At 43.1% G+C, this 19,326-nt stretch carries 19 protein-coding genes; 9 read left to right on the top strand and 10 right to left on the bottom strand.

Annotation, left to right across the window (positions count from 1 at the left end):
- The first annotated feature begins 97 nt into the window (after positions 1–97).
- Positions 98–1,981 (top strand): molecular chaperone HtpG, encoded by a 1,884-nt coding sequence (gene htpG, locus DDR33_RS05370; protein WP_109414734.1) that lies wholly within the window; start codon positions 98–100, stop codon positions 1,979–1,981.
- A gap of 128 nt (positions 1,982–2,109) precedes the next feature.
- Here the strand turns inward: htpG and DDR33_RS05375 are convergent, their stop codons facing one another.
- The 6 genes from DDR33_RS05375 to DDR33_RS05400 form a co-directional block, all read right to left on the bottom strand.
- Positions 2,110–3,264 (bottom strand): porin, encoded by a 1,155-nt coding sequence (locus DDR33_RS05375; RefSeq protein WP_109414735.1) that lies wholly within the window; start codon positions 3,262–3,264, stop codon positions 2,110–2,112.
- Between the two features lie 222 nt (positions 3,265–3,486).
- Positions 3,487–3,834, bottom strand: a complete 348-nt coding sequence (locus DDR33_RS05380; RefSeq protein ID WP_109414736.1) for a hypothetical protein — start codon at positions 3,832–3,834, stop codon at positions 3,487–3,489.
- Positions 3,835–3,951: 117 nt separating this feature from the next.
- The gene (locus DDR33_RS05385) at positions 3,952–4,488 is read right to left on the bottom strand and encodes a sensor histidine kinase (protein WP_109414737.1); all 537 of its coding nucleotides are present in this window, start codon (positions 4,486–4,488) and stop codon (positions 3,952–3,954) included.
- Positions 4,489–4,490: 2 nt separating this feature from the next.
- A complete protein-coding gene (locus DDR33_RS05390; RefSeq protein ID WP_109414738.1) occupies positions 4,491–4,850 on the bottom strand; it encodes an STAS domain-containing protein in 360 nt (119 codons plus the stop codon).
- The gene (locus tag DDR33_RS05395; protein WP_109414739.1) at positions 4,847–6,013 is read right to left on the bottom strand and encodes a fused response regulator/phosphatase; all 1,167 of its coding nucleotides are present in this window, start codon (positions 6,011–6,013) and stop codon (positions 4,847–4,849) included. Before DDR33_RS05395 ends, DDR33_RS05390 begins: the two co-directional genes overlap by 4 nt.
- Positions 6,014–6,017: 4 nt before the next feature.
- The gene (locus DDR33_RS05400; RefSeq protein ID WP_109414740.1) at positions 6,018–6,557 is read right to left on the bottom strand and encodes a hypothetical protein; all 540 of its coding nucleotides are present in this window, start codon (positions 6,555–6,557) and stop codon (positions 6,018–6,020) included.
- A gap of 46 nt (positions 6,558–6,603) precedes the next feature.
- Here DDR33_RS05400 and DDR33_RS05405 point away from each other — a divergent pair, with 46 nt between their 5' ends.
- The 3 genes from DDR33_RS05405 (at position 6,604) to DDR33_RS05415 (ending at position 9,275) form a co-directional block, all read left to right on the top strand.
- On the top strand, positions 6,604–7,527 hold the full coding sequence (locus DDR33_RS05405) for a glycosyltransferase family 2 protein (RefSeq protein WP_109414741.1): 924 nt from the start codon (positions 6,604–6,606) through the stop codon (positions 7,525–7,527).
- Positions 7,524–8,699, top strand: a complete 1,176-nt coding sequence (locus DDR33_RS05410) for a glycosyltransferase family 2 protein (RefSeq protein ID WP_109414742.1) — start codon at positions 7,524–7,526, stop codon at positions 8,697–8,699. Before DDR33_RS05405 ends, DDR33_RS05410 begins: the two co-directional genes overlap by 4 nt.
- Positions 8,700–8,777: 78 nt before the next feature.
- On the top strand, positions 8,778–9,275 hold the full coding sequence (locus DDR33_RS05415; RefSeq protein ID WP_109414743.1) for a DinB family protein: 498 nt from the start codon (positions 8,778–8,780) through the stop codon (positions 9,273–9,275).
- 88 nt (positions 9,276–9,363) lie between these two features.
- Here the strand turns inward: DDR33_RS05415 and DDR33_RS05420 are convergent, their stop codons facing one another.
- Together DDR33_RS05420 and ligD are read right to left on the bottom strand one after the other, a co-directional pair.
- Positions 9,364–9,657: a GNAT family N-acetyltransferase gene (locus tag DDR33_RS05420; RefSeq protein ID WP_109414744.1), complete on the bottom strand. Its 294-nt coding sequence runs from the start codon at positions 9,655–9,657 to the stop codon at positions 9,364–9,366.
- 380 nt (positions 9,658–10,037) lie between these two features.
- The gene (gene ligD, locus DDR33_RS05425) at positions 10,038–12,131 is read right to left on the bottom strand and encodes a DNA ligase D (RefSeq protein WP_238387679.1); all 2,094 of its coding nucleotides are present in this window, start codon (positions 12,129–12,131) and stop codon (positions 10,038–10,040) included.
- 96 nt (positions 12,132–12,227) lie between these two features.
- On the opposite strand from ligD, the gene DDR33_RS05430 reads away from it, so the two are divergent.
- Together DDR33_RS05430 and DDR33_RS05435 are read left to right on the top strand one after the other, a co-directional pair.
- A complete protein-coding gene (locus tag DDR33_RS05430) occupies positions 12,228–13,103 on the top strand; it encodes a PfkB family carbohydrate kinase (protein WP_109414745.1) in 876 nt (291 codons plus the stop codon).
- Positions 13,104–13,467: 364 nt separating this feature from the next.
- A complete protein-coding gene (locus tag DDR33_RS05435) occupies positions 13,468–13,683 on the top strand; it encodes a hypothetical protein (protein ID WP_109414746.1) in 216 nt (71 codons plus the stop codon).
- An 88-nt stretch (positions 13,684–13,771) separates the two neighbouring features.
- Here DDR33_RS05435 and DDR33_RS05440 read toward each other — a convergent pair whose 3' ends face one another.
- Positions 13,772–15,976 (bottom strand): glycoside hydrolase family 97 protein, encoded by a 2,205-nt coding sequence (locus DDR33_RS05440; RefSeq protein WP_202913657.1) that lies wholly within the window; start codon positions 15,974–15,976, stop codon positions 13,772–13,774.
- 70 nt (positions 15,977–16,046) lie between these two features.
- Positions 16,047–16,451 (bottom strand): winged helix-turn-helix transcriptional regulator, encoded by a 405-nt coding sequence (locus tag DDR33_RS05445; RefSeq protein WP_109414747.1) that lies wholly within the window; start codon positions 16,449–16,451, stop codon positions 16,047–16,049.
- 77 nt (positions 16,452–16,528) lie between these two features.
- On the opposite strand from DDR33_RS05445, the gene DDR33_RS05450 reads away from it, so the two are divergent.
- The 3 genes from DDR33_RS05450 (at position 16,529) to DDR33_RS05460 (ending at position 19,311) form a co-directional block, all read left to right on the top strand.
- Positions 16,529–17,368 (top strand): alpha/beta hydrolase, encoded by an 840-nt coding sequence (locus tag DDR33_RS05450; RefSeq protein ID WP_109414748.1) that lies wholly within the window; start codon positions 16,529–16,531, stop codon positions 17,366–17,368.
- Between the two features lie 122 nt (positions 17,369–17,490).
- Positions 17,491–18,390 carry a helix-turn-helix domain-containing protein gene (locus DDR33_RS05455; protein ID WP_109414749.1) on the top strand — a complete coding sequence of 300 codons (900 nt, stop codon included), beginning with the start codon at positions 17,491–17,493 and terminating at the stop codon, positions 18,388–18,390.
- Positions 18,391–18,471: 81 nt separating this feature from the next.
- Entirely contained in the window at positions 18,472–19,311 is an 840-nt protein-coding gene (locus DDR33_RS05460) for an SDR family oxidoreductase (RefSeq protein ID WP_109414750.1), read from the top strand.
- The last annotated feature ends 15 nt before the right edge of the window (positions 19,312–19,326 follow it).

Raw genomic sequence — 19,326 nt, forward strand, 5'->3', positions numbered from 1 at the left:
CTCAAACAAAGCATTTCTGTCAAAATGTCAATCCCTCCCCTTTTGGAACAGCCCTTGATACAAGCAGCAAAAAAGAAAGCAAAAATTTCAAAATATTATGCAAGAAAAAGGAACTATTTCGATTCATACCGAAAACATTTTCCCCATCATTAAGAAGTTTTTATACTCAGACAATGAGATATTCCTGAGAGAACTTGTGTCTAATGCAGTCGACGCCACCCAAAAGATTAAACGCCTTTCTTCCCTCGGGCAGTACGAAGGCGAACTGGGTGACCTGAGAGTTGAAATTGCTTTTAATGAAGAAGCAAAGACCATCACCATTTCCGACCGTGGAATTGGTATGACAGCAGAAGAGATAAAGAAGTATATCAACCAGATTGCGTTTTCGGGGGCTACTGAATTTGTCGAAAAATTTAAGGAAGCAAAAGACGCAAATGAACTGATCGGAAAATTTGGTTTAGGCTTTTATTCAGCCTTCATGGTTGCCGACAAAGTGGAGATTCAAACCCTCTCGTACCAGGACGGAGCAGAACCAGCAAGATGGATTTGCGACGGCAGTACAGAATTTGAAATAACCGAAGGATCAAGGACAGAACGAGGAACAGACATCACCCTCTATATCAACAGCGAATCGGAAGAATTCCTGAGCAAATATAAATTGCAGGAAATTCTCGACAAATATTGTCGTTTCCTTCCGGTGCCTATTAAGTTTGGAACAAAAACAGAGTCAGAGCCGGATGGAGAAGACGAAGAAGGAAAGCCTAAGTACAAATCGGTAGAGACAGACAACATTATAAACAATACCTCCCCGATATGGACAAAAGCTCCTGCAGATCTGAAAGATGAAGATTATCTCGCTTTCTATAAAGAGCTATATCCTTTCTCCGAAGATCCATTATTCTGGATCCACCTGAATGTTGATTATCCCTTCAACTTAACCGGAGTACTGTACTTCCCGAAAGTGAAGAACGATTTTGATCTTCAGCGAAATAAGATCAAACTATTTTCCCGTCAGGTGTTCATTACAGATGAGGTAAAAGACATTGTACCTGAATTCCTGATGCTGCTCCACGGTGTGATCGATTCTCCCGACATACCGCTCAATGTATCCAGAAGTTTTCTTCAGGCCGACAGCAACGTTAAAAAGATCAATAGCTATATCACTAAAAAAGTGGCAGATAAGCTATCCGAGCTCTTTAAGAAAGACAGGAAAGAATTTGAGCAGAAATGGCAGGATATCGGAATCTTTGTAAAATACGGAATGATCAGCGAAGACAAGTTCTATGAAAAAGCAAAGGACTATGCCCTTCTGGTCAACACCAAAAATGAACTATATACCTTTAATGAATACCAGGAAAAAGTAAAGTCGCTTCAAACAGATAAAAACGACCAGGTAGTATATCTGTACAGCAATGACGCTGCAAAGCAGGATGCATTCATCCAGTCGGCCAATAATAAAGGCTATGATGTTCTCCTGTTAAACTCTCCGATTGATAGTCATTTCATCAGTCACCTCGAACAAAAGCTTGAGAAAACCTCTCTCAAACGTGTGGATTCTGATGTTGTCGACAAACTGATTGTCAAAGAAGATAATCCGGCCCATGTTTTAACAGAAGAACAAACCACCCAGGTAAAAGGATTATTTGAGAAAGCCATCAGCAAGCCAAACATGAAAGTCGAAGTTGAAAGCCTTAGTCCGGATGAACTCCCGGTTCATGTTACCATGGACGAGTTTATGCGCCGGATGAAAGACATGGCTCAAATGGGCGGAGGCATGGGTTTCTATGGTTCTCTTCCCGACAACTACAAGGTAGCTGTAAACGGTAACCACCCGCTGATAAGCCGGATTGTCAACACTGAAGACGAAGAAGAAAAGAGCAAACTGGCAAAGCAAGCCTTCGACCTGGCACTCCTTTCACAGGGAATGCTTACAGGCTCTGACCTCACCGAGTTTGTTAAACGCAGTGTGCAAATGATATAAGCGGGCTTTTGGCTATAGACTATTAGCAGTCAGCCCAAAACAAAGTAAAAGGGGGCTCAGTTAAGCTGAAGCCCCCTTTTTATTCTGAGTCTATAACGAAACACCATCTCCCAATAGCCAACAACTAATTAAAACCTTACCTGTAACTGCACAACTCCCGTGTTGTGAGAATATTGAGCCGTATTAGCAATGTCATGCTTAAACATATCGATCATACAGCCAACTTCAATCCGTGCATAATAATCGTCGGCAAATTCAAAGCTTACCATCGGCGTAACAGTCTGCCTCAGATTATCATTCACTTTGTAATTTTCCTGGAGATATTCATACCTTGAAGAAAACTCAATAGAACGAAGTCTGGGCATATTGCATTCGTATCTGAAATTAGGGAACACATAGAATCCCCGGTTGTAATAATCGCCGACAGCGCGTTTTTCAGCTGCCGGAGCAGCGGCAAATTCAGCAAAGTTGGTACCCTCTTTATATTCGCTTATCAATTCAAACTTAAAACACTTGGCAAGCGGCATAATCGCTGAAATATCGCCTCCCCACGCATGTCCTTTCTGATCTGTCCAGCTTCCCTGTGCTGCGTTAATTCCGATTCTCACGTTCTTTGCAAGATCAGCTTCCAGACGTCCGTAGTAGTTCTTTCTGTCATCATTATCAAGGGGCTGGTTGCGGTTATTTCCGTTATAAGCACCTGCATAATAGTGAAAAGGAAGTTTACCGTCCGTATTCAGATCCCCATAAACAGCAACGCCAATCTGGAAACTTTGCCATCCGCTGTTACTAAACAAGTTATACTGATTCGAATAATCGAGTGATTTAATAATATCTGCAGGGAGCATGTCCTCAGGCCCGAAGAAAGGCCGGAACTGGCCGGCCATTATATTAAAAGACTTACTTTTATGATACCTGATGAATGCATTCTCTAAAACCCGGTTCGTAGTATTTCCGGAAAACTCAGCGAGATTGATAAGAACAGCTGCATCAAAATGATCATTGATAGTCGCCCTCGTGTTAACCCTTACTCTCCTCATGAGGAAGCTGTTGGTGTTGTGCGAGATGCTGGTGTTATCGTCATCGAAATGCACACCATTTATATTCACATTATCCGTCAGCGAGTAAACATACCGGGTTTGCATCAACCCGTTGATTGCCACACTCCTCTTAAACGCAGAGTAATTCATAATGGTAGTGTCTGAAGAAAGCTTTTCCGATGCTTGAATAATCCCTGTAAACAATGACAGCAACAACAGGGAAACACCAATTTTATATTTCATTAACAGTAATTTATTACGCCGCAATAATAGGCTATTAATGATAAAGTAAATATGATGTTTGTCACATCGTGACTGTGATATTCATTAAAGACTTTATATCACAGCCCGTTTGGTGATGTAGAATATTGCGAGATTGACCATTCCAACCCTTCATCTTTCAATACATCAATTGGTGTTGTCCAATAAAGCAATAATGAAAGCAGAATGTTTGCCCCGGTTTCCTTATCTGTTCAGTTCCAGTCCTATTGCCCTGGCAACGAGAGTCATTTTGTGAAGCCAGAATTTAAGCAAATGCTCTTTTCCCTTTGTATATCTTACGGTGATCAGATATTCTTCAGGCTTTGATTCTGAAGACTCTTCTGCAAAGTTGAATGGTAAATTATAATCAAGATGCTTCCCGAAATTATATTCCAGCGCAACTGATGCTGCTTTTATATTACCCGACGTCCATTCTTCCTCTTCGTAAAGCTCCAATACTTCCCTGCCCGTACACTCAAGCAATACCGCCAGATCTTCCGCTGAATACCCCTGCGCGTGAGCCACTCCTTTTACAATTTTACCAAAATGCATTGTTCTAAAACTCAGATGTGTATTAACGATATAAGATCATCAATACACGATTATTAAAAAACCCTTTTCTATAAAAACTAATATAGCAAAAATTTTCTAACAATAAAAGCAACGCTTTCAGTTTTTTAACTCTATCTGAGCTGTAAAAACATTCAATTTACTTTCAAGGTTGTAATCAAATGTAAAGGTTGCCGATACTTTTGACAGAATTAAAAAGCCATAATGGTCAAGCATCGCCGAAGAAGGGTCAATTACATCGATAGGACGCTCCTCTACATCGAAAAACAGGGAAACTGGCGATTTTACAGTCGCATATACCGAGTTAAAATCGTCCTGGCAAATTAAAATCCTGTCACCTGTCCGTTCAGGAGCCAGGGGCCACGATTCTATTTCTCCGGGTAAAAAAGGAGCACCTGAATCTGATTTCCTTATGACAATATCTGTAAGGCTAAAAATAATTTCTATAGTGCTGTTTTCGCACGCAGAATGCTTGATGCCATTTGTAAGCAACTCAATAAGAGCATGTTTACAACAGCTTATTATATCCTCCTGAATATGGGGATGATAGTAATTCCGGATTGACTGAATAATTTCATCAAGTAAAACTGTTAAGGATTGGATCCGGTTGTCAAAGAGATATTTATTCGTCACCACACTTATGATTGGCCTCCGCTGTTTCTGCCGAAACTACCTGTAAACGACTCAGGCAGATCAGGAAAGATCATTAACACTTTATCCATTCTCACCAATCTGAACAAATGCTCAATATGTTTATTTAAGCGTGCTACCGCTATGTCACCCTTGTGTTTCATTGCTTCTTTAAGCGCCGATACCAGGGCAGCCAGAAAAGTACTGTCAACATAGTCAACCTGCTTGAAGTCGACAATTATAAATATATGTCCCTTCTCGATGGTAGCAGAGACAGCGTTCTTTAATGAATCAGCCAGTTCAAGATTAGCTTCACTCTTACCAATTTTCAGAACACAATAATTTTCGTGTTTATATATTTCAATCATAACAAAGCATTTTCTGATAAGGATTTTCTTTCTAAAAACAGGAGGCTTTGATCATCCAGGCTTATTTCCGATTGTTCACCTTCTCCAAAAGTCTTTTTCCTGATCAATTCGAAGGTATCCATCCGGCCCATCAATGGTAAAATCCCCCCGACAAAGCCTTTATAGTCTGTTACTGTCCCTCCGTCTTCCCTGTAGTCGATCATACCGTCAGATACAATAATCAACTGGTCACCCGGGGAGAGGTCCAGGATCTGCTCGTCATACAAGCCATCGGGCATAATTCCTAGCATCAGCCCCGACGACCGGATCTCCGTCACCGTTCCCAAATCCCGCTTGTAAAGAATAAGAGGAAGGTCTCCTGCCCCGGTATAGTGGATATTGCCGCTTTTGGGTTCTATCATTAATAATGAAAGCGTTGACAATACATCCTTTAACACCGGATCCATATTTACAACCCGATTGATCTTGTGAACAATACTGGCCGTTGAAATATCCCCTTCAGACACACACAGGCGGATCGCAGAGCGGATATAACTCAGGTAATTGAACGAAAAGAACCAGGCCCCCCATTTCTTACCCATTACATCTCCAAGGATAATAAATGTGTACCCGTCCTCTGTAACCGGAAAATCAATAAAATCCCCGCCGGGATAGTTCTGGTAAGTGTGATAGAGAAAATCCAGCTTGAACAGTTCGTTTTCCGGAGTTGATTCCGGAACAGAACGGAGGTTCAATGCCCGGGCAGCTGCTCCAAGCTCATATATTGATTGCTCATGCTGTTTCCTGATCGTGTCCAGTATATTTACAATTTTAGACACAACCAGCGGAATCGGCGTATTCTTATCAATGTAATCAATAGCCTGCATATCCAGGCCTTTCTTCATCAGCTCGGTGTCCGAAAAAGAGGTAAAGAACAGGAATGGAATATCTTTCAAGCGTTTATCTGCCATCAGGATCTGGCGAAACTCAAACCCATCTTTCTCCGGCATACTATAATCAGACAGGATGATGTCAGGCTTTTCTTTCTCCAGGATCTTAAGAGCCATGTCAACTGAGTCCGCTTTGAGGCATTGAAACCCCTTTCTAAATAAAATTTTGCAGATCAGCGTGATAATGATTCGGTCATCATCTACTAGCAGTATCTTTTTATGGCTATCGGGCATGTCGCTACCGCCTGTTTAATTTAGTAATGGATGTGAATAACAAATAAACTCCGGTAAATATAATCAATAAAGAGATCAAGTCCATTAAAGTCACACCGTCATCCGGGGTAAAATAAAAAACGGTAAACATTTCAAAATAAGGAGGTGCCGGCATGATGATCATCGCAAAACCCAAAGCAACGAGAATAACAGCGATGATGAACTGAGATATATACGCCCATTTCTCTGTCCCGGCATAACTGCGTGTATTATTGCTGTCCAGCTTATACCGTGTTAATAAGACTTCGAGGTCATCGGCCATTTCAAGTCTCGAAACATTTTGATTATCCAGCCTTTTAAACTCCTCAAGCTCTGTGTCAGTGAGACGGTTGCTGTCAAAAGCCTGGTTTAGCTTATCCTGCAACCGCGAAACCGTGTTGCTGTCAAGATCGCTTTCTTCCAGCATAGAAATCAGTTCATCAAGTTTCTTCTCCAGCGAAATTGCTTTATCATTAAGCTCCTGGAACTTAGACACCTCTTCTTCTATGCTTTTTCTTTTTTTCAAAGCCTGATTATATATTGTATATTCAAACGCATTTCATGTCAGCTAAATGAGAAAAGTATCTGTCATAACGGTCAATTTCAATCAGCCTTCTGTCACAGAAGCCTTATTGGACTCGGTGATTAGCGACAGCTATTTCAGGCGCATGGAAGTGATCGTGACCGATAATGGCAGCAAAAATTCCCCCATTAACCTATGGAATGCTAAGTATCCAAATATAACGTTTATTCACTCCGAACAAAACCTTGGCTTTGCCGGGGGCAACAATCTTGCGATACAGGCGGCAAAGGGAGAATATCTCTTCCTGGTAAATAATGACACGGAGTTCACTCCGGGTCTCGTCGAACAGTTGGTAAGCACATTGGACGCCAATCCCGGAGTTGGAATTATTTCACCCAAAATACGGTTCTTCCATCAGCCGGATATGATACAGTATGCGGGATTTACCCCAATGAATTACAGCACGTGCAGGAATAAGTGTATAGGTGAGTTCGAGAAAGACAGCGGGCAGTACGACCATACCACCGGCCCTACCGGTTACATTCATGGCGCAGCAATGATGGTCAGGCGCGAAGCACTGGACAAAGCCGGACTCATGTCAGAGAACTTCTTCCTTTATTACGAAGAGATAGACTGGTGCGAACGTATCAAAAGAGCAGGATTCGGAGTGTGGGTAGATCCGGCTGCACTCATTTATCACAAAGAGTCGGTATCAGTAGGTAAAACGAGCCCCCTTAAAGAATATTTTATGAACAGGAACCGCATACTCTTTATCAGAAGAAACGCACCGTTCTTTTCAAAGATCTTGTTTTCCCTGCATTTTTCACTCCTGGTAGTACCCCGAAACATTCTGACATACCTTGCCAGGAAAAGGCCGGTGCTCACTATCTATCTCTTTAAAGCAATCTGGTGGAACCTCACCCACAGTAAAAACAGCCAGGATACAGGTTATCCACTCAACAAAATAACATGAAAATCACTTTCTGGATATCTCTGTTTATTATCATCTACACATTCGTCGGCTATGCCGTCATTTTATACATCCTCGTTAGGATCCGGCGCCTTGTAAAGGGAAAAAGAAGGCCTGCGGAGGTTCTGCAGAATTTACTTCCATCCTGTACACTTGTAATAGCGGCATACAACGAGGAAGATTTTATCCGGCAAAAGATCGGAAACACGCTGGAACTTAATTATCCGGAAGACAAGCTCGACATTGTGTTTGTAACCGACGGTTCGACCGACAGAACTCCGGATATTATAAAGGAATATCCCCGGATAAAATTACTCCATGAGACGTCCCGAAATGGAAAGATCGCAGCAGTACACCGCGCCGTAGCAAACGTAGAAACCCAAGTGATCGTTTTTACAGATGCAAATACGTTTTTAAACAGGGAAGCCCTCACCACGATTTGCAGGCACTATTCGGATCCAACCGTAGGCGCCGTTGCCGGAGAAAAAAGAATTATATCCGGTGATCAGGCCGACGCCAGCGCAGCTGGCGAAGGTTTCTACTGGAAATACGAGTCTGCCCTGAAAAAGTGGGATTCAGAGTTATATTCCGTAGTTGGAGCGGCCGGCGAACTGTTCAGCGTCAGACGGCATCTTTACTCGCCTGTCAGCCCGAATGCAATCCTGGACGATTTCATGATCTCCATGCTGATTGCCTTGAAGGGATATCGCATTGTTTACGAACCTGACGCTTACGCACTCGAAACGGCATCGGAAAATGTCTCAGAAGAACTGAAGCGAAAAATAAGAATTGCGGCAGGGGGCATACAGTCTATTTTATGGCTGAAGCACCTTTTGAATATTTTCAAATACGGCATCCTCAGCTTTCAGTATATAAGCCACCGGGTCTTGCGGTGGACGATCACTCCCTTCCTGCTCGTGCTGGTCTTTCTCCTCAACATCCTGATCACCCTTCTTTCACCCGATTTATTATACATTGTCCTGCTATCCTTCCAGACTGCGTTTTACACGCTCGCCTTTGCAGGCATGATACTGGAGAAAAAACAACTTCGGGTTAAAGTTCTCTTCATACCCTATTATTTCTGCGTAATGAATTATGCAGTAGCGGCCGGTATCTTCCGGTACTTTCGGAAACAACAGAGCGCAGTGTGGGAAAAGGCAAAAAGAAAACTTTAGCTCAGACGAGATAGACTGCTGACATAAGGGTGTCAATCTGCTGTATTTTCTTTGCAGGACAAACCAAACAAAAACACCATGTCAAAGATCATTCAGATGTTGTTAAAGGAACTGGACGCAGAAAGTTCCATCACCCACAAAATGCTTCAAAGGGTACCTAACGATAAGTTAGACTGGCAGCCGCATCAAAAGAGCATGACTCTAAAGCAACTGGCAGGCCATGTTGCGGAATTACCGTCCTGGATAACCATGGCCCTTACATCAGATGGGCTGGATTTTGCCGTCACACCTTATCAGCCTGCCCTGGTAAGTAACACCGGCGATCTCCTGGAACTTCATAACAGATCTCTGGAAAACGGCAAAAAGTCTCTGGAATCAACTCCTGAAGACAAATTTGATGAAGACTGGATATTACGCGATGGAGATAATATTCTCTTAAAAACAACAAAGGGAGAAACCGTGCGTATGTCACTTAGTCAAACAATACATCACAGGGCACAGCTGGGTGTGTATTTCCGGCTTCTGAATATTCCAGTCCCTGCCACCTATGGCCCCAGTGCCGACGAAATGCATTAATTTCCCGTAAATAATGTCAGCGTTTCAAGTGGTTCCCCCAGTTAGAACGCTGACATAAATATATTTCCATGCCCTTTCTTTCTTATAACTAATCCGCAGCGACAATCAATCTGTTCCATTCGGGGTGCCTCTTCAGAAAAACTCTCACATAAGAGCAATAGGGCACCACTTTCAATCCCTGGCCTTCAATCTCCATGAACGTTTTTTCAACCATGGCAGAGGCTACGCCTTTCCCTTCCAGTTCCTCCGGAACTTCCGTATGGGTCAGGAATATCTTATCTCCCTTCTTTTCATAATCAATAAAAGAAATCTGGTTGTCAACGATGAATTCATAACGCTGTTCCTGTTCATTATTTGTAACAGAAAGATCTTTGTAGTTCATAAAAGTTATTTTTATTTTTTTCAATTCAGGTGCAACATTTCCCTGACAGTCAACGTATACACTAATGTCCTCCCAAAGGACATGTTTTTCATAGGTAGATGTAGGGCCGGGTTTACCCGGCTCTTTTTTTTTAAAAAGAATTTAAAATTTTCGTAACATCTCAATTACAATAGTCGTATAATCACATGTCCTCCCAAAGGACGAGTTTTTCATAGGTAGATGTAGGGCCGGGTTTACCCGGCTCTTTTTCTTTTAAAATAATATCAATTTTCCGTAACTTATTATTCTCACTGGTCGTATAATCATACGTCCTCCCAAAGGACGATTTTTCATAGGTAGATGTAGGGCCGGGATTACCCGGCTCTTTTTTTGTTTATTTCTTAACCGAACACTTCTTTCGCCCTTTTTACTGCCTTTTCCAGATCAATGCCAGTCTCCAGGACGCCGGCAAACAAATCTCCTTCCGCTCTTACCCGCTCAATAGCATTAAAGATATGGAAATCCTTCATTTTCAATCCCGCTTTCACCTCGTCCCAGTGGAGCGGCATAGAAACCGTCGCGCCTGGCTTCGGCCGCAGCGAATAAGGACAGGCAATGGTAGCTCCGGGTCTGTTCTGCAAAAAGTCGAGGTACATTTTTCCCTTTCGGTTTTTAATCTGCCTTTCAATGCTGGTAAAAGCAGGGATTTGCGAATGCACGATATTGACGAGCAAGCGGGCAAACATTTGGGACTGATCATAAGTATACTTCGCTCCCATCGGAATATAAATATGGATTCCGGTAGATCCTGAGGTTTTACAGAAACACGGCACGTCAATGGCATCCAGAACCTGTCTCACAACCTGTGCTGCTTCGACAACCTGCTCAAACGTATTCTTATCCGGATCAAGATCGATAATGCAATAATCCGGATGATCCGGTGATTGAGTCCTGGAAAACCAGGGGTTCATCTCAATGCACCCTAAAGAAGCCATCCATAGAAGACTTGCATCGTCCTTAGGAACCAGGAATTCTTTATGCTCCCCATCGCTCGTTACATAAGGAAAAGTTTCCGCCCACTCAGGAGCCTTGTCTTTTACATTCTTCTGATAAAAACCCGGCTTAGTGATCCCGTTGGGAAAGCGGTTGAGCGATTGAGGGCGGTCTTTCAGATAGGGCATGATAAACTCACCGATCTGGTAATAATAATTAAACATATCCCGCTTCGTAATCCCTTCTTCCGGCCAGTATACTTTACTTAAATTACTGAATTTTAAGGAATGCCCGCATATCTTCCGCACCTGACTTTCATCCCTGGGGTTCAGCAACGTCTTTCTCGTGGTGTCCCGCGGAGCCGCCACGAGTTCCTGCCCCTCCATTCGGGTCTCTCCGTGCACAAGTCCGGCCGTATGCTCCGCCTGCTCTCTAACCACCTCTTTTGCATTTTTATCCGTACCCATACCTTCAAATGAAGGATGCCTGAAAACACCGTCTTCAGTAACCTCTGCAAAACTCACCTCGCATACCAGTTCAGGCTTTAGCCAGGTCGCATTCGCTTTAGGCGGATTCGGTCGAAATCTCGAAGGCTTATTGTAATCAGGGACAGTTTTAAAAGGGCTCTTACCTGAGATTAATGGACGAAACTGTTCCATCATCTCTTTCTGTAGTTTGGCTGAAAAACCCGTCCCCACCTTTCCCACATATTGAAAAGCCCCGTTCTCGTATACTCCCAGTAAAAGAGAACTGAATAACTTTGATGAACCTTCATTCCTCGTGAATCCTCCTATTACCACCTCCTGCCTTTTGTTAACCTTTATCTTAAGCCATTCTTTAGTCCGGAAATCCGTAATATAAGTGCTGGTAACTTTCTTCGCCATGATCCCCTCAAGTCCCATCCGTTGCGCTGCACTGAAAAAATCCGTTCCATTTGCCTTAAAAACCTGGCTCAACCTGATCCGGTCGTCATCTTTTGGAAACAGGTTCTTCAGCAGGATCTGCCGGTCGCTCAAAGGCAGGTCCATCAGGTTTTTGCCTTCATACCAGAGAATATCAAAAACATAATAAACAAGCTCTCCGTCAGCTTCGCTCCTCCAATTCTGCAATGACGAAAAAACAGAAACACCCTGTTCATTCAGCACCATAATCTCCCCGTCGAACACCGCGTTCATTTTCCACTTCCTGATCGCGTGATAAAGAGGATAAAACCGCTCGTTAAATGACTTCTTATTCCTGGATATAATTTCACAGTCTCCATCTTTCAGCAGGGCTAAAGCCCGGTATCCATCCCATTTAACCTCATAAACCCATTCAGGATCGTCAAAAGGTTCATCGGTGAGCGTTGCCAGCATCGGCTTGATCTCTTCAGGAAACTCTGACTCCGGCGCCCTGGCCAGAATCGCATTCACATTCCCTTTAGTCACGAGCTCCGCATTTTCTGCGGCCTCTTTAATGGTGTTCAATGCTTCCTTCTGTTCCTGTTGTTTATTTTTCTTCACGGCATAGATGTGTTATGTATAAACTATCCGGATATCAAATGGTTTTTTCACTTAATTGCTACCTTAGCCTTCTTTCTGACTCTAGTTTTCGTAACAATGATAGACGTTTGCTGTATAGGACATATTACCCTGGATAAAGTAATTACCCCGGGCTCCGTTGTGGACATGCCAGGGGGTACATCTTTCTATTTTTCAAATGCGCAGGCAAATCTTGATATCAGTTTTGTGCTGGTTACAGCGATCGCAGACGAGGAAAAGCATATCGCAGCTGAACTAAGAAATAAAGGGATCGAGGTAGAAGTCATCAAAAGCACACACACTGTTTGCTTTGAAAACAGGTACGAAGAGAACCAGGATAACCGCACCCAACGCGTCACACAAAAGGCCGATCCCTTCAGCGTCAGTCACGTAGAAGGAATCGACGCCAGGATCTTTCACCTGGGCCCGCTTCTTGCCGGTGACATCCCGCTCGACGTAATAAAATTCCTTTCAGGAAAAGGAATTGTCTCTCTCGACGTTCAGGGGTATTTAAGGGAAGTCCGGGATCAAAATGTATTTGCCGTCGACTGGCAAGATAAAGAAGCAGCGCTCAACGGACTTGATATTCTGAAAGCCAATGAATCCGAGATGGAAGTGTTAACGGGATATAATGACCCGCATAAAGCAGCCCGGTCACTTGCCGCAATGGGCGTAAAAGAGGTGATTATCACACTGGGAAGCCAGGGTTCCCTAATCTATGCAGACGAAGTTTTTTATGACATACCAGCTTATCAGCCCAGCAGAATTGTAGATGCAACAGGTTGCGGAGATACGTATATGGCAGGGTATCTCTACCAAAAAGCAAAGGGGACCGGATTGCAGGCTGCCGGTAATTTCGCCGCCGCCATGGCCACATTAAAAATCGAAAACTCCGGCCCTTTCTCAGGCACGGCGGAAGATGTTTACAAGCGGATAAACATGGAGTTGCCATGACTACACCCATTGTAGCAGGGCTTTTTTATTACACCTGTTTCTACATTAAAGTAACGCGCTTATTCAGGCTTTCCGGATCTGCAAAGTTCCTTCTGCATATTTCTCCGAACACAAGGCCGGATAAGCTAGAATTAGGGGTTCTGAAGATTTCCCGCGTCAGGATTTTGCCATATTCTCAAACCGACACAGGAAGATGGCACACACGATGTTGTGAATCCTCAATTAACAAGCACCGTATGTATCTGGCATAACGAACGTTAGCAAAACCTTCAAAATATGGGATGCAAAACCGGGAATAAATTTGGGTAATAACTGAGAACATTTCTTTTATAAATTTGTATCCTATATAATAAGTAAAAACAAAATGAGCACCCGAGAAATCTTAGACAACCTTGAAAAAAACGCCCAGGCAAAACACTTGCTTTATCTGGATGCCGGGCAGGCACTAGTACGTCAGGAAGGCGTCGTATCAAAAGCGGATATGGATAAATTCGACCAGGCTAAAGAAGCATGGCTTTCCGCCAACAATGCATACCGCTCTTTTTTGCTTTCGCTTGGAAAAGACAGAAAAGTCTCATAAGCTGAAAACAATAATTGAGTTAATAATAAAAAGCCGCACCTGAAAAGGATGCGGCTTCTTCATTATTACAGGCTACCCGGAGCTGTCCTTATAGTTTTCTGAGCCCCTTCAGATCTCCTTTACCTTTAGCCTCTACAATACTGATTGCATACCCCCCTCCAGGTGCAGATTTCTGAACCAGATGGGATTTATTCGAAACAAGAACCTTCCTTATTGTATAGGCCTGTGGATTGGTTTTATAATCCGCATTAGCAGCATCAGCATAAATCGTAGCCACATAGGTCTTTCCTGGATCAAGAAAACTAAACGTAAAATTAGATGTAAATCCCTTTTCTCCGCTTACATTGCCAATAAACCAGTTATTTGATCCCTTTGCTTTACGCGCGACAGTGATAAATTGTCCGGGTTCTGCTTCAAGATATTTGCTGTCATCCCAGTCTACTGCTACATCCTTTATAAACTGGAATGCGTCGGGGAACCGTTTATAGTTTTCCGGAAGGTCAGCAGCCATTTGCAGAGGACTGTACATCGTCACATACAAAGCCAGCTGATTGGCCAGCGTACTGTTGACATGCGACTTATTAGAAGGATTGATCTTTGAAATATCCATTTCAAAGATCCCCGGGGTGTAGTCCATGGGTCCACCCACCAAACGGGTAAAAGGAAGAATCGTAACATGATTAGGCTTACTGCCTCCGAATGCCTGATATTCGGTACCCCTCGCCGACTCATTCCCGATCAGGTTAGGATACGTTCTGGCTATACCGGTCGGCCTCACTGCCTCATGGGCGTTCACCATAATTTTGTACTCAGCCGCTTTCTCAATCGCATACTGATAATGGTTGACCAGCCACTGGCTATAATGATTCTCCCCCCTCGGCAAAATATTCCCAACATACCCGCTTTTTACTGCATCATATCCGTTGTCCTTCATAAACTGGTAGGCCTTATCGAGGTGCCTTTCATAGTTCCTCACAGAAGAAGAGGTTTCATGATGCATGATCATTTTAATCCCTTTACTCTTCGCATAACGATGGATTTCCTTGAGGTCGAAATCCGGATACGGAGTTACGAAGTCAAAAACGTAATCCTTCGAGTTTCCGAACCAGTCTTCCCAGCCGATATTCCATCCTTCTACAAGCACCCCGTCAAAGCCGTTCTCTGCAGCAAAATCAATATATTTTTTAACATTCGCGGTAGTGGCACCATGGGTACTATTAGGCTTAACCTTCTTATAATCGGTAATGCCCAACTGAACAGCAGGCAGATCATTGGTATAAGACCAGGAGCTTTTCCCGGTGATCATTTCCCACCAGACACCCACATATTTCACAGGCTTAATCCAGGATGTATCCTCAATCTTACATGGTTCATTCAAATTCAGGGTCATTTTTGAAGCAAGGACATTACGGGCATCATCACTCACAATTACCGTACGCCACGGTGTCGTACAGGGGGCCTGCATATATCCTTTATCACCAATAGCATCAGGAGTAAGCCATGATTCAAATATCAGGTTCTTATCATCCAGATTCAGATGCATACAGGGATAATTAATCAGCGCAGCCTCATGCAGGTTAATATACAAACCATCATTGGTCTTCATCATCAATGCCGTCTGTACTCCGGTCGGAGAAAAAGATGTTTGCGAAAGATTACCGGTAATTGCTTTCGAAAGCAACTTCCGGATCTCCGATAATTTAGAGGTCGTATAATCATATTCCTGCGTATCATAATCCCCCGGAATCCAGAAAGCCGTATGATCACCTGCCATAGCAAATTGCGTTTTTTCCTCTTTAATTACAAAATATACAAGGTTCTTCTGTTCGGGAAACTCGTACCGGAACCCCAGACCATCATTAAACAGCCTGAAACGTACAAGCATCACTCTCTCAGTTCCCTTTTGCTTTAAAGTAACGGCCAGCTCATTATAGTGATTTCTGATTTGACTTACCTCCCCCCATACCGGTTTCCAGGTTTCATCAAAGGTTTCAGACCGGGTGCTTGCCACTTCAAAATTGTCATACAAAGATGTCTTGGCGTTCGTTGCCTTCACTTTCATATCCCCATCCGACCCTACGCCAACGTCCTGCCTATTATCCTTCAGCTGAATTCCCAGCTTACTTCGCTTAATTACATCCTTCCCTTTATAAGTAAGACGGTAGGTCGGCACTCCCCCGCTCTGTATAGAAAAATTCATCGTCAGATTGCCGTCAGGAGACTTTAATTCCTGCGCAAAAACTGCGACCGCCACAACGGTTAACCATAAAAACAAGATTAGTTTCTTCATCATTAATTGGCTTATTCTTTGACATCAAAGTTATCCGCGCAACATCAAACATGAAAATTTATTCTGCAAAATTTCAAACTGCAACTGACTCCTCATGCATATCGCTTTCAGGTACGGCGATCCCCTTCCCTCCGGCATATACTTTTCCCCAATCACAAAGATGCTGCAAGATGGGCACCAGATCTCTTCCCTTATTGGTTAGCAGGTATTCAATACCAGCCGGCACCGAACCGGGTATTTCTCGTTTGACAATGATCGCATGCATTTCGAGCTCTTTCAGCTGTCTGCCCAGTACCTGCTCCGAAATATTCACCAGTTCGCGTTTGAGCAGATGAAAACGGTTATTTCCTTCGGCAATGGAGTAGACGATCTGTGATTTCCATCGTCCGCTGATCATAGCTATGGCCGAATTCAGTTCACAGACCTGAAACAAAAATTGCTCATTAATGGCATTGGTGGAATTTTCTTTTCTCTTCATGAGGGTTCCGACTAACAATTTTGTTCGTTATTGCAGCAGCGCGGTGGCTTGCAGAACTTTGGAACAAATTACGACATATGAGAAAATTACTGGTCATCTTATTGACATTAAGCTCCTGCGTCTGCACAAAGGCACAGGAAGTATGGGTCATGAAGTCCCGGCAACTCGAAAGGCCCGACACAGTGCTGATCTACAAACCCGCCGGCTACACCGCTAAAAAAGTCTGGCCTCTGGTCTACCTCCTGCATGGTTATAGCGAAAACTATCGCCAGTGGTCAAAGACAACAGAGCTTCAGGAACTGGCCAGTCAATATGGCTTCATCATCGTCACCCCCGATGGTTTCACAACCTATTACACCAACAGCCCCGATCAAACGAAACCACAGTTTGAAAATTTCTTCTTCCGGGAGCTCATTCCAAGGGTACACCAGTCATTTAACATCGATACTGCTAACATCTTTATCAGCGGTTTAAGTATGGGCGGATATGGCGCGTTAAGGTATTTCATCCTGCATCCGGAGTACTTTAATAGCGCCGGTGCTACCAGCGGAGCCCTGGAAATAGATTACAACAATTTCCGGCAAGTCAGCCGGCAGTTCTGGAAAAACAACCGGATGACGGAAGACCTCACCAGGCATTTCGGCAGTCCTGAAATCACAGACTGGCATCAATATAGTATTTCCACTTTATTAAAGCAGCACCAGGATTTTAACAAGCCCTTCATTTTCGATTGCGGTGTGAGCGACATTTTATACCCAGCTTCAACAACGCTAAAAACAATCGTCGATCAACGAAAGCTTCCGGCCACGTTTATCAGCAGCCCGGGAAACCACGACACTTCCTATTGGCGCCAAAGCATTGCATACCATTTTTTGTATTTTCAACAACATCTTCGTTATTCAAGTCATGGTCAATAACATTCCGGGGACTTCATGTCCTCGCCAGTAATAAGAAAACACTCTTGTTTCCGTTTCGGTACCCTCAGCTGCTTTAATCCATGATCATGCAGATACAGATTTGATTTTTGTAACTTTACAGAATGGACAAAACGCAGTCAATAGAAGAATTTTACCAATCGAAATTTAACTGGGTTCCCGGTAATATCCATAATGAGATCGGCCATTTTAACGTTTTCAGAATGGACGACTATAAAGGAAAAAACTCAAAGCCAATCCCTTACAGCAGAAAAGACTATTTCAAAATCACCCTTATTATTGGCAGAAACAGGGTGCACTATGCTGATAAGGTGATTGAAATAAAAAAACAAGCCCTGTTTTTCACCAACCCGCAGATCCCTTACAAATTTGAATGGATCGATGAGTACAAATCGGGATTCTTCTGCGTTTTCACACCTGCATTTTTTCACAACTTTGGCAACTTGAAAAGTTACGAAGTTTTTCAGCCGAACACCAATCCGGTTTTTGAGCTGACGGATGAACAACTGCAAAAGATTGATCAGATTTTCGTCCGGATGCTCGAAGAGATCAGGTCCGATTATCCGCACAAATACGATGTACTGAGAAACATGGTATTTGAGATTTTACATTATGCACTCAAAATGCAGCCTGCATCAAGAGCCGAAAAGCAACAGGCAAACGCTTCCCAAAGAATCTCTCATTTGTTTATAGAATTACTCGAACGACAATTCCCGATTGAAGATGCAAGACAGCGGTTGAATTTCCGTTCGCCGTCCGACTTTGCACAACAACTCTCCATTCATGTCAATCACCTCAACCGGGCCGTAAAAGAGACTATGAAAAAAACGACCTCTGAAATTATCGCCGAACGCATTTTACAGGAAACCAAAATTTTATTGAGACATACAGAATGGACTGTTTCCGAAATTGCGTATTCATTGGGTTTTACAGAAGCTACTCATTTCAACAACTTTTTCAAGAAACATACTAATATAACACCTACGCTTTTCAGACTTGCTTGATTTTCGTAAGATATCGTTTGGATTTAGCTACCCGTGGGTTTTATATCATCCTACCTTTGCAACATAAAAAATCTCAATACTATGAACACCAAAAAAGTATGGTTTGTAACCGGTGCATCAAAGGGGCTGGGACTTTCATTAGTGAAAAAACTCATCGCGAATGGGTATGAAGTCGCTGCAACAAGCAGAAGATCCCAGAACTTAATTGAAGCAGTCGGAACATTTGACGAACAACAGTTTTTACCGTTGGAAGTAGATTTAAAGAGCGAAACATCCATCAGCGATGCAGTAGAAAAAACGATAACCCATTTCGGAAAGATAGACGTTCTGGTAAATAATGCCGGATACGGAATCGGTGGAGCAGTTGAAGAACTAAATCAAGACGAAATCTCCAACAGTTTTGATATCAATGTATTTGCAGTAATCAGAACAATCCAGGCTGTAATGCCCTTTTTCAGAGAACAAAAATCGGGCAACATCATCAATATCTCTTCTATCGCAGGTTTCGCCGCTGGAACAGGTTGGGCGATGTATGCATCAACAAAATATGCGGTGATGGGACTTTCCGAAGTGATGGCAGACGATGTGAAAGAGTTCGGCATAAAAGTTACAGTCGTGGCACCGGGTGCTTTCCGAACAGAATTCCTGGAAGATAGCTCTTTAGTTTTCGCCAAAAAGAAAATCGATGAATATCAGGCCATCAGAACTTCACATAAAAAATATGCAACGATGAACGGAACACAAATAGGAAATCCCGAAAAATGCGCAGATGTTCTTATCGGTTTGGCAGAAAATCCCAACCCGCCTGTGAGATTGTATCTGGGAAGCGACTCCTATAATCGTGCAACAGCAAAAATCAACCTGCTTTCCGAAGAATTAGAAAGCAACAAAAGCCTTTCCTTCTCTACAGACTTTGAATAAAAGAATGTGGAAAAT

The organism is Pararcticibacter amylolyticus (genome assembly GCF_003130405.1).
GTDB classification, from domain to species: Bacteria; Bacteroidota; Bacteroidia; order Sphingobacteriales; family Sphingobacteriaceae; genus Arcticibacter; species Arcticibacter amylolyticus.

What these genes read in the sequence shown, in the direction of transcription:
- htpG (WP_109414734.1), top strand. Translation starts at nt 98, where the DNA reads ATGCAAGAAAAAGGAACTATTTCGATTCATACCGAAAACATTTTCCCC.
- DDR33_RS05375 (WP_109414735.1), bottom strand. Translation starts at nt 3,264, where the DNA reads ATGAAATATAAAATTGGTGTTTCCCTGTTGTTGCTGTCATTGTTTACA.
- DDR33_RS05380 (WP_109414736.1), bottom strand. Translation starts at nt 3,834, where the DNA reads ATGCATTTTGGTAAAATTGTAAAAGGAGTGGCTCACGCGCAGGGGTAT.
- DDR33_RS05390 (WP_109414738.1), bottom strand. Translation starts at nt 4,850, where the DNA reads ATGATTGAAATATATAAACACGAAAATTATTGTGTTCTGAAAATTGGT.
- DDR33_RS05395 (WP_109414739.1), bottom strand. Translation starts at nt 6,013, where the DNA reads ATGCCCGATAGCCATAAAAAGATACTGCTAGTAGATGATGACCGAATC.
- DDR33_RS05405 (WP_109414741.1), top strand. Translation starts at nt 6,604, where the DNA reads ATGAGAAAAGTATCTGTCATAACGGTCAATTTCAATCAGCCTTCTGTC.
- DDR33_RS05410 (WP_109414742.1), top strand. Translation starts at nt 7,524, where the DNA reads ATGAAAATCACTTTCTGGATATCTCTGTTTATTATCATCTACACATTC.
- DDR33_RS05415 (WP_109414743.1), top strand. Translation starts at nt 8,778, where the DNA reads ATGTCAAAGATCATTCAGATGTTGTTAAAGGAACTGGACGCAGAAAGT.
- DDR33_RS05420 (WP_109414744.1), bottom strand. Translation starts at nt 9,657, where the DNA reads ATGAACTACAAAGATCTTTCTGTTACAAATAATGAACAGGAACAGCGT.
- DDR33_RS05430 (WP_109414745.1), top strand. Translation starts at nt 12,228, where the DNA reads ATGATAGACGTTTGCTGTATAGGACATATTACCCTGGATAAAGTAATT.
- DDR33_RS05435 (WP_109414746.1), top strand. Translation starts at nt 13,468, where the DNA reads ATGAGCACCCGAGAAATCTTAGACAACCTTGAAAAAAACGCCCAGGCA.
- DDR33_RS05440 (WP_202913657.1), bottom strand. Translation starts at nt 15,976, where the DNA reads ATGATGAAGAAACTAATCTTGTTTTTATGGTTAACCGTTGTGGCGGTC.
- DDR33_RS05445 (WP_109414747.1), bottom strand. Translation starts at nt 16,451, where the DNA reads ATGAAGAGAAAAGAAAATTCCACCAATGCCATTAATGAGCAATTTTTG.
- DDR33_RS05450 (WP_109414748.1), top strand. Translation starts at nt 16,529, where the DNA reads ATGAGAAAATTACTGGTCATCTTATTGACATTAAGCTCCTGCGTCTGC.
- DDR33_RS05455 (WP_109414749.1), top strand. Translation starts at nt 17,491, where the DNA reads ATGGACAAAACGCAGTCAATAGAAGAATTTTACCAATCGAAATTTAAC.
- DDR33_RS05460 (WP_109414750.1), top strand. Translation starts at nt 18,472, where the DNA reads ATGAACACCAAAAAAGTATGGTTTGTAACCGGTGCATCAAAGGGGCTG.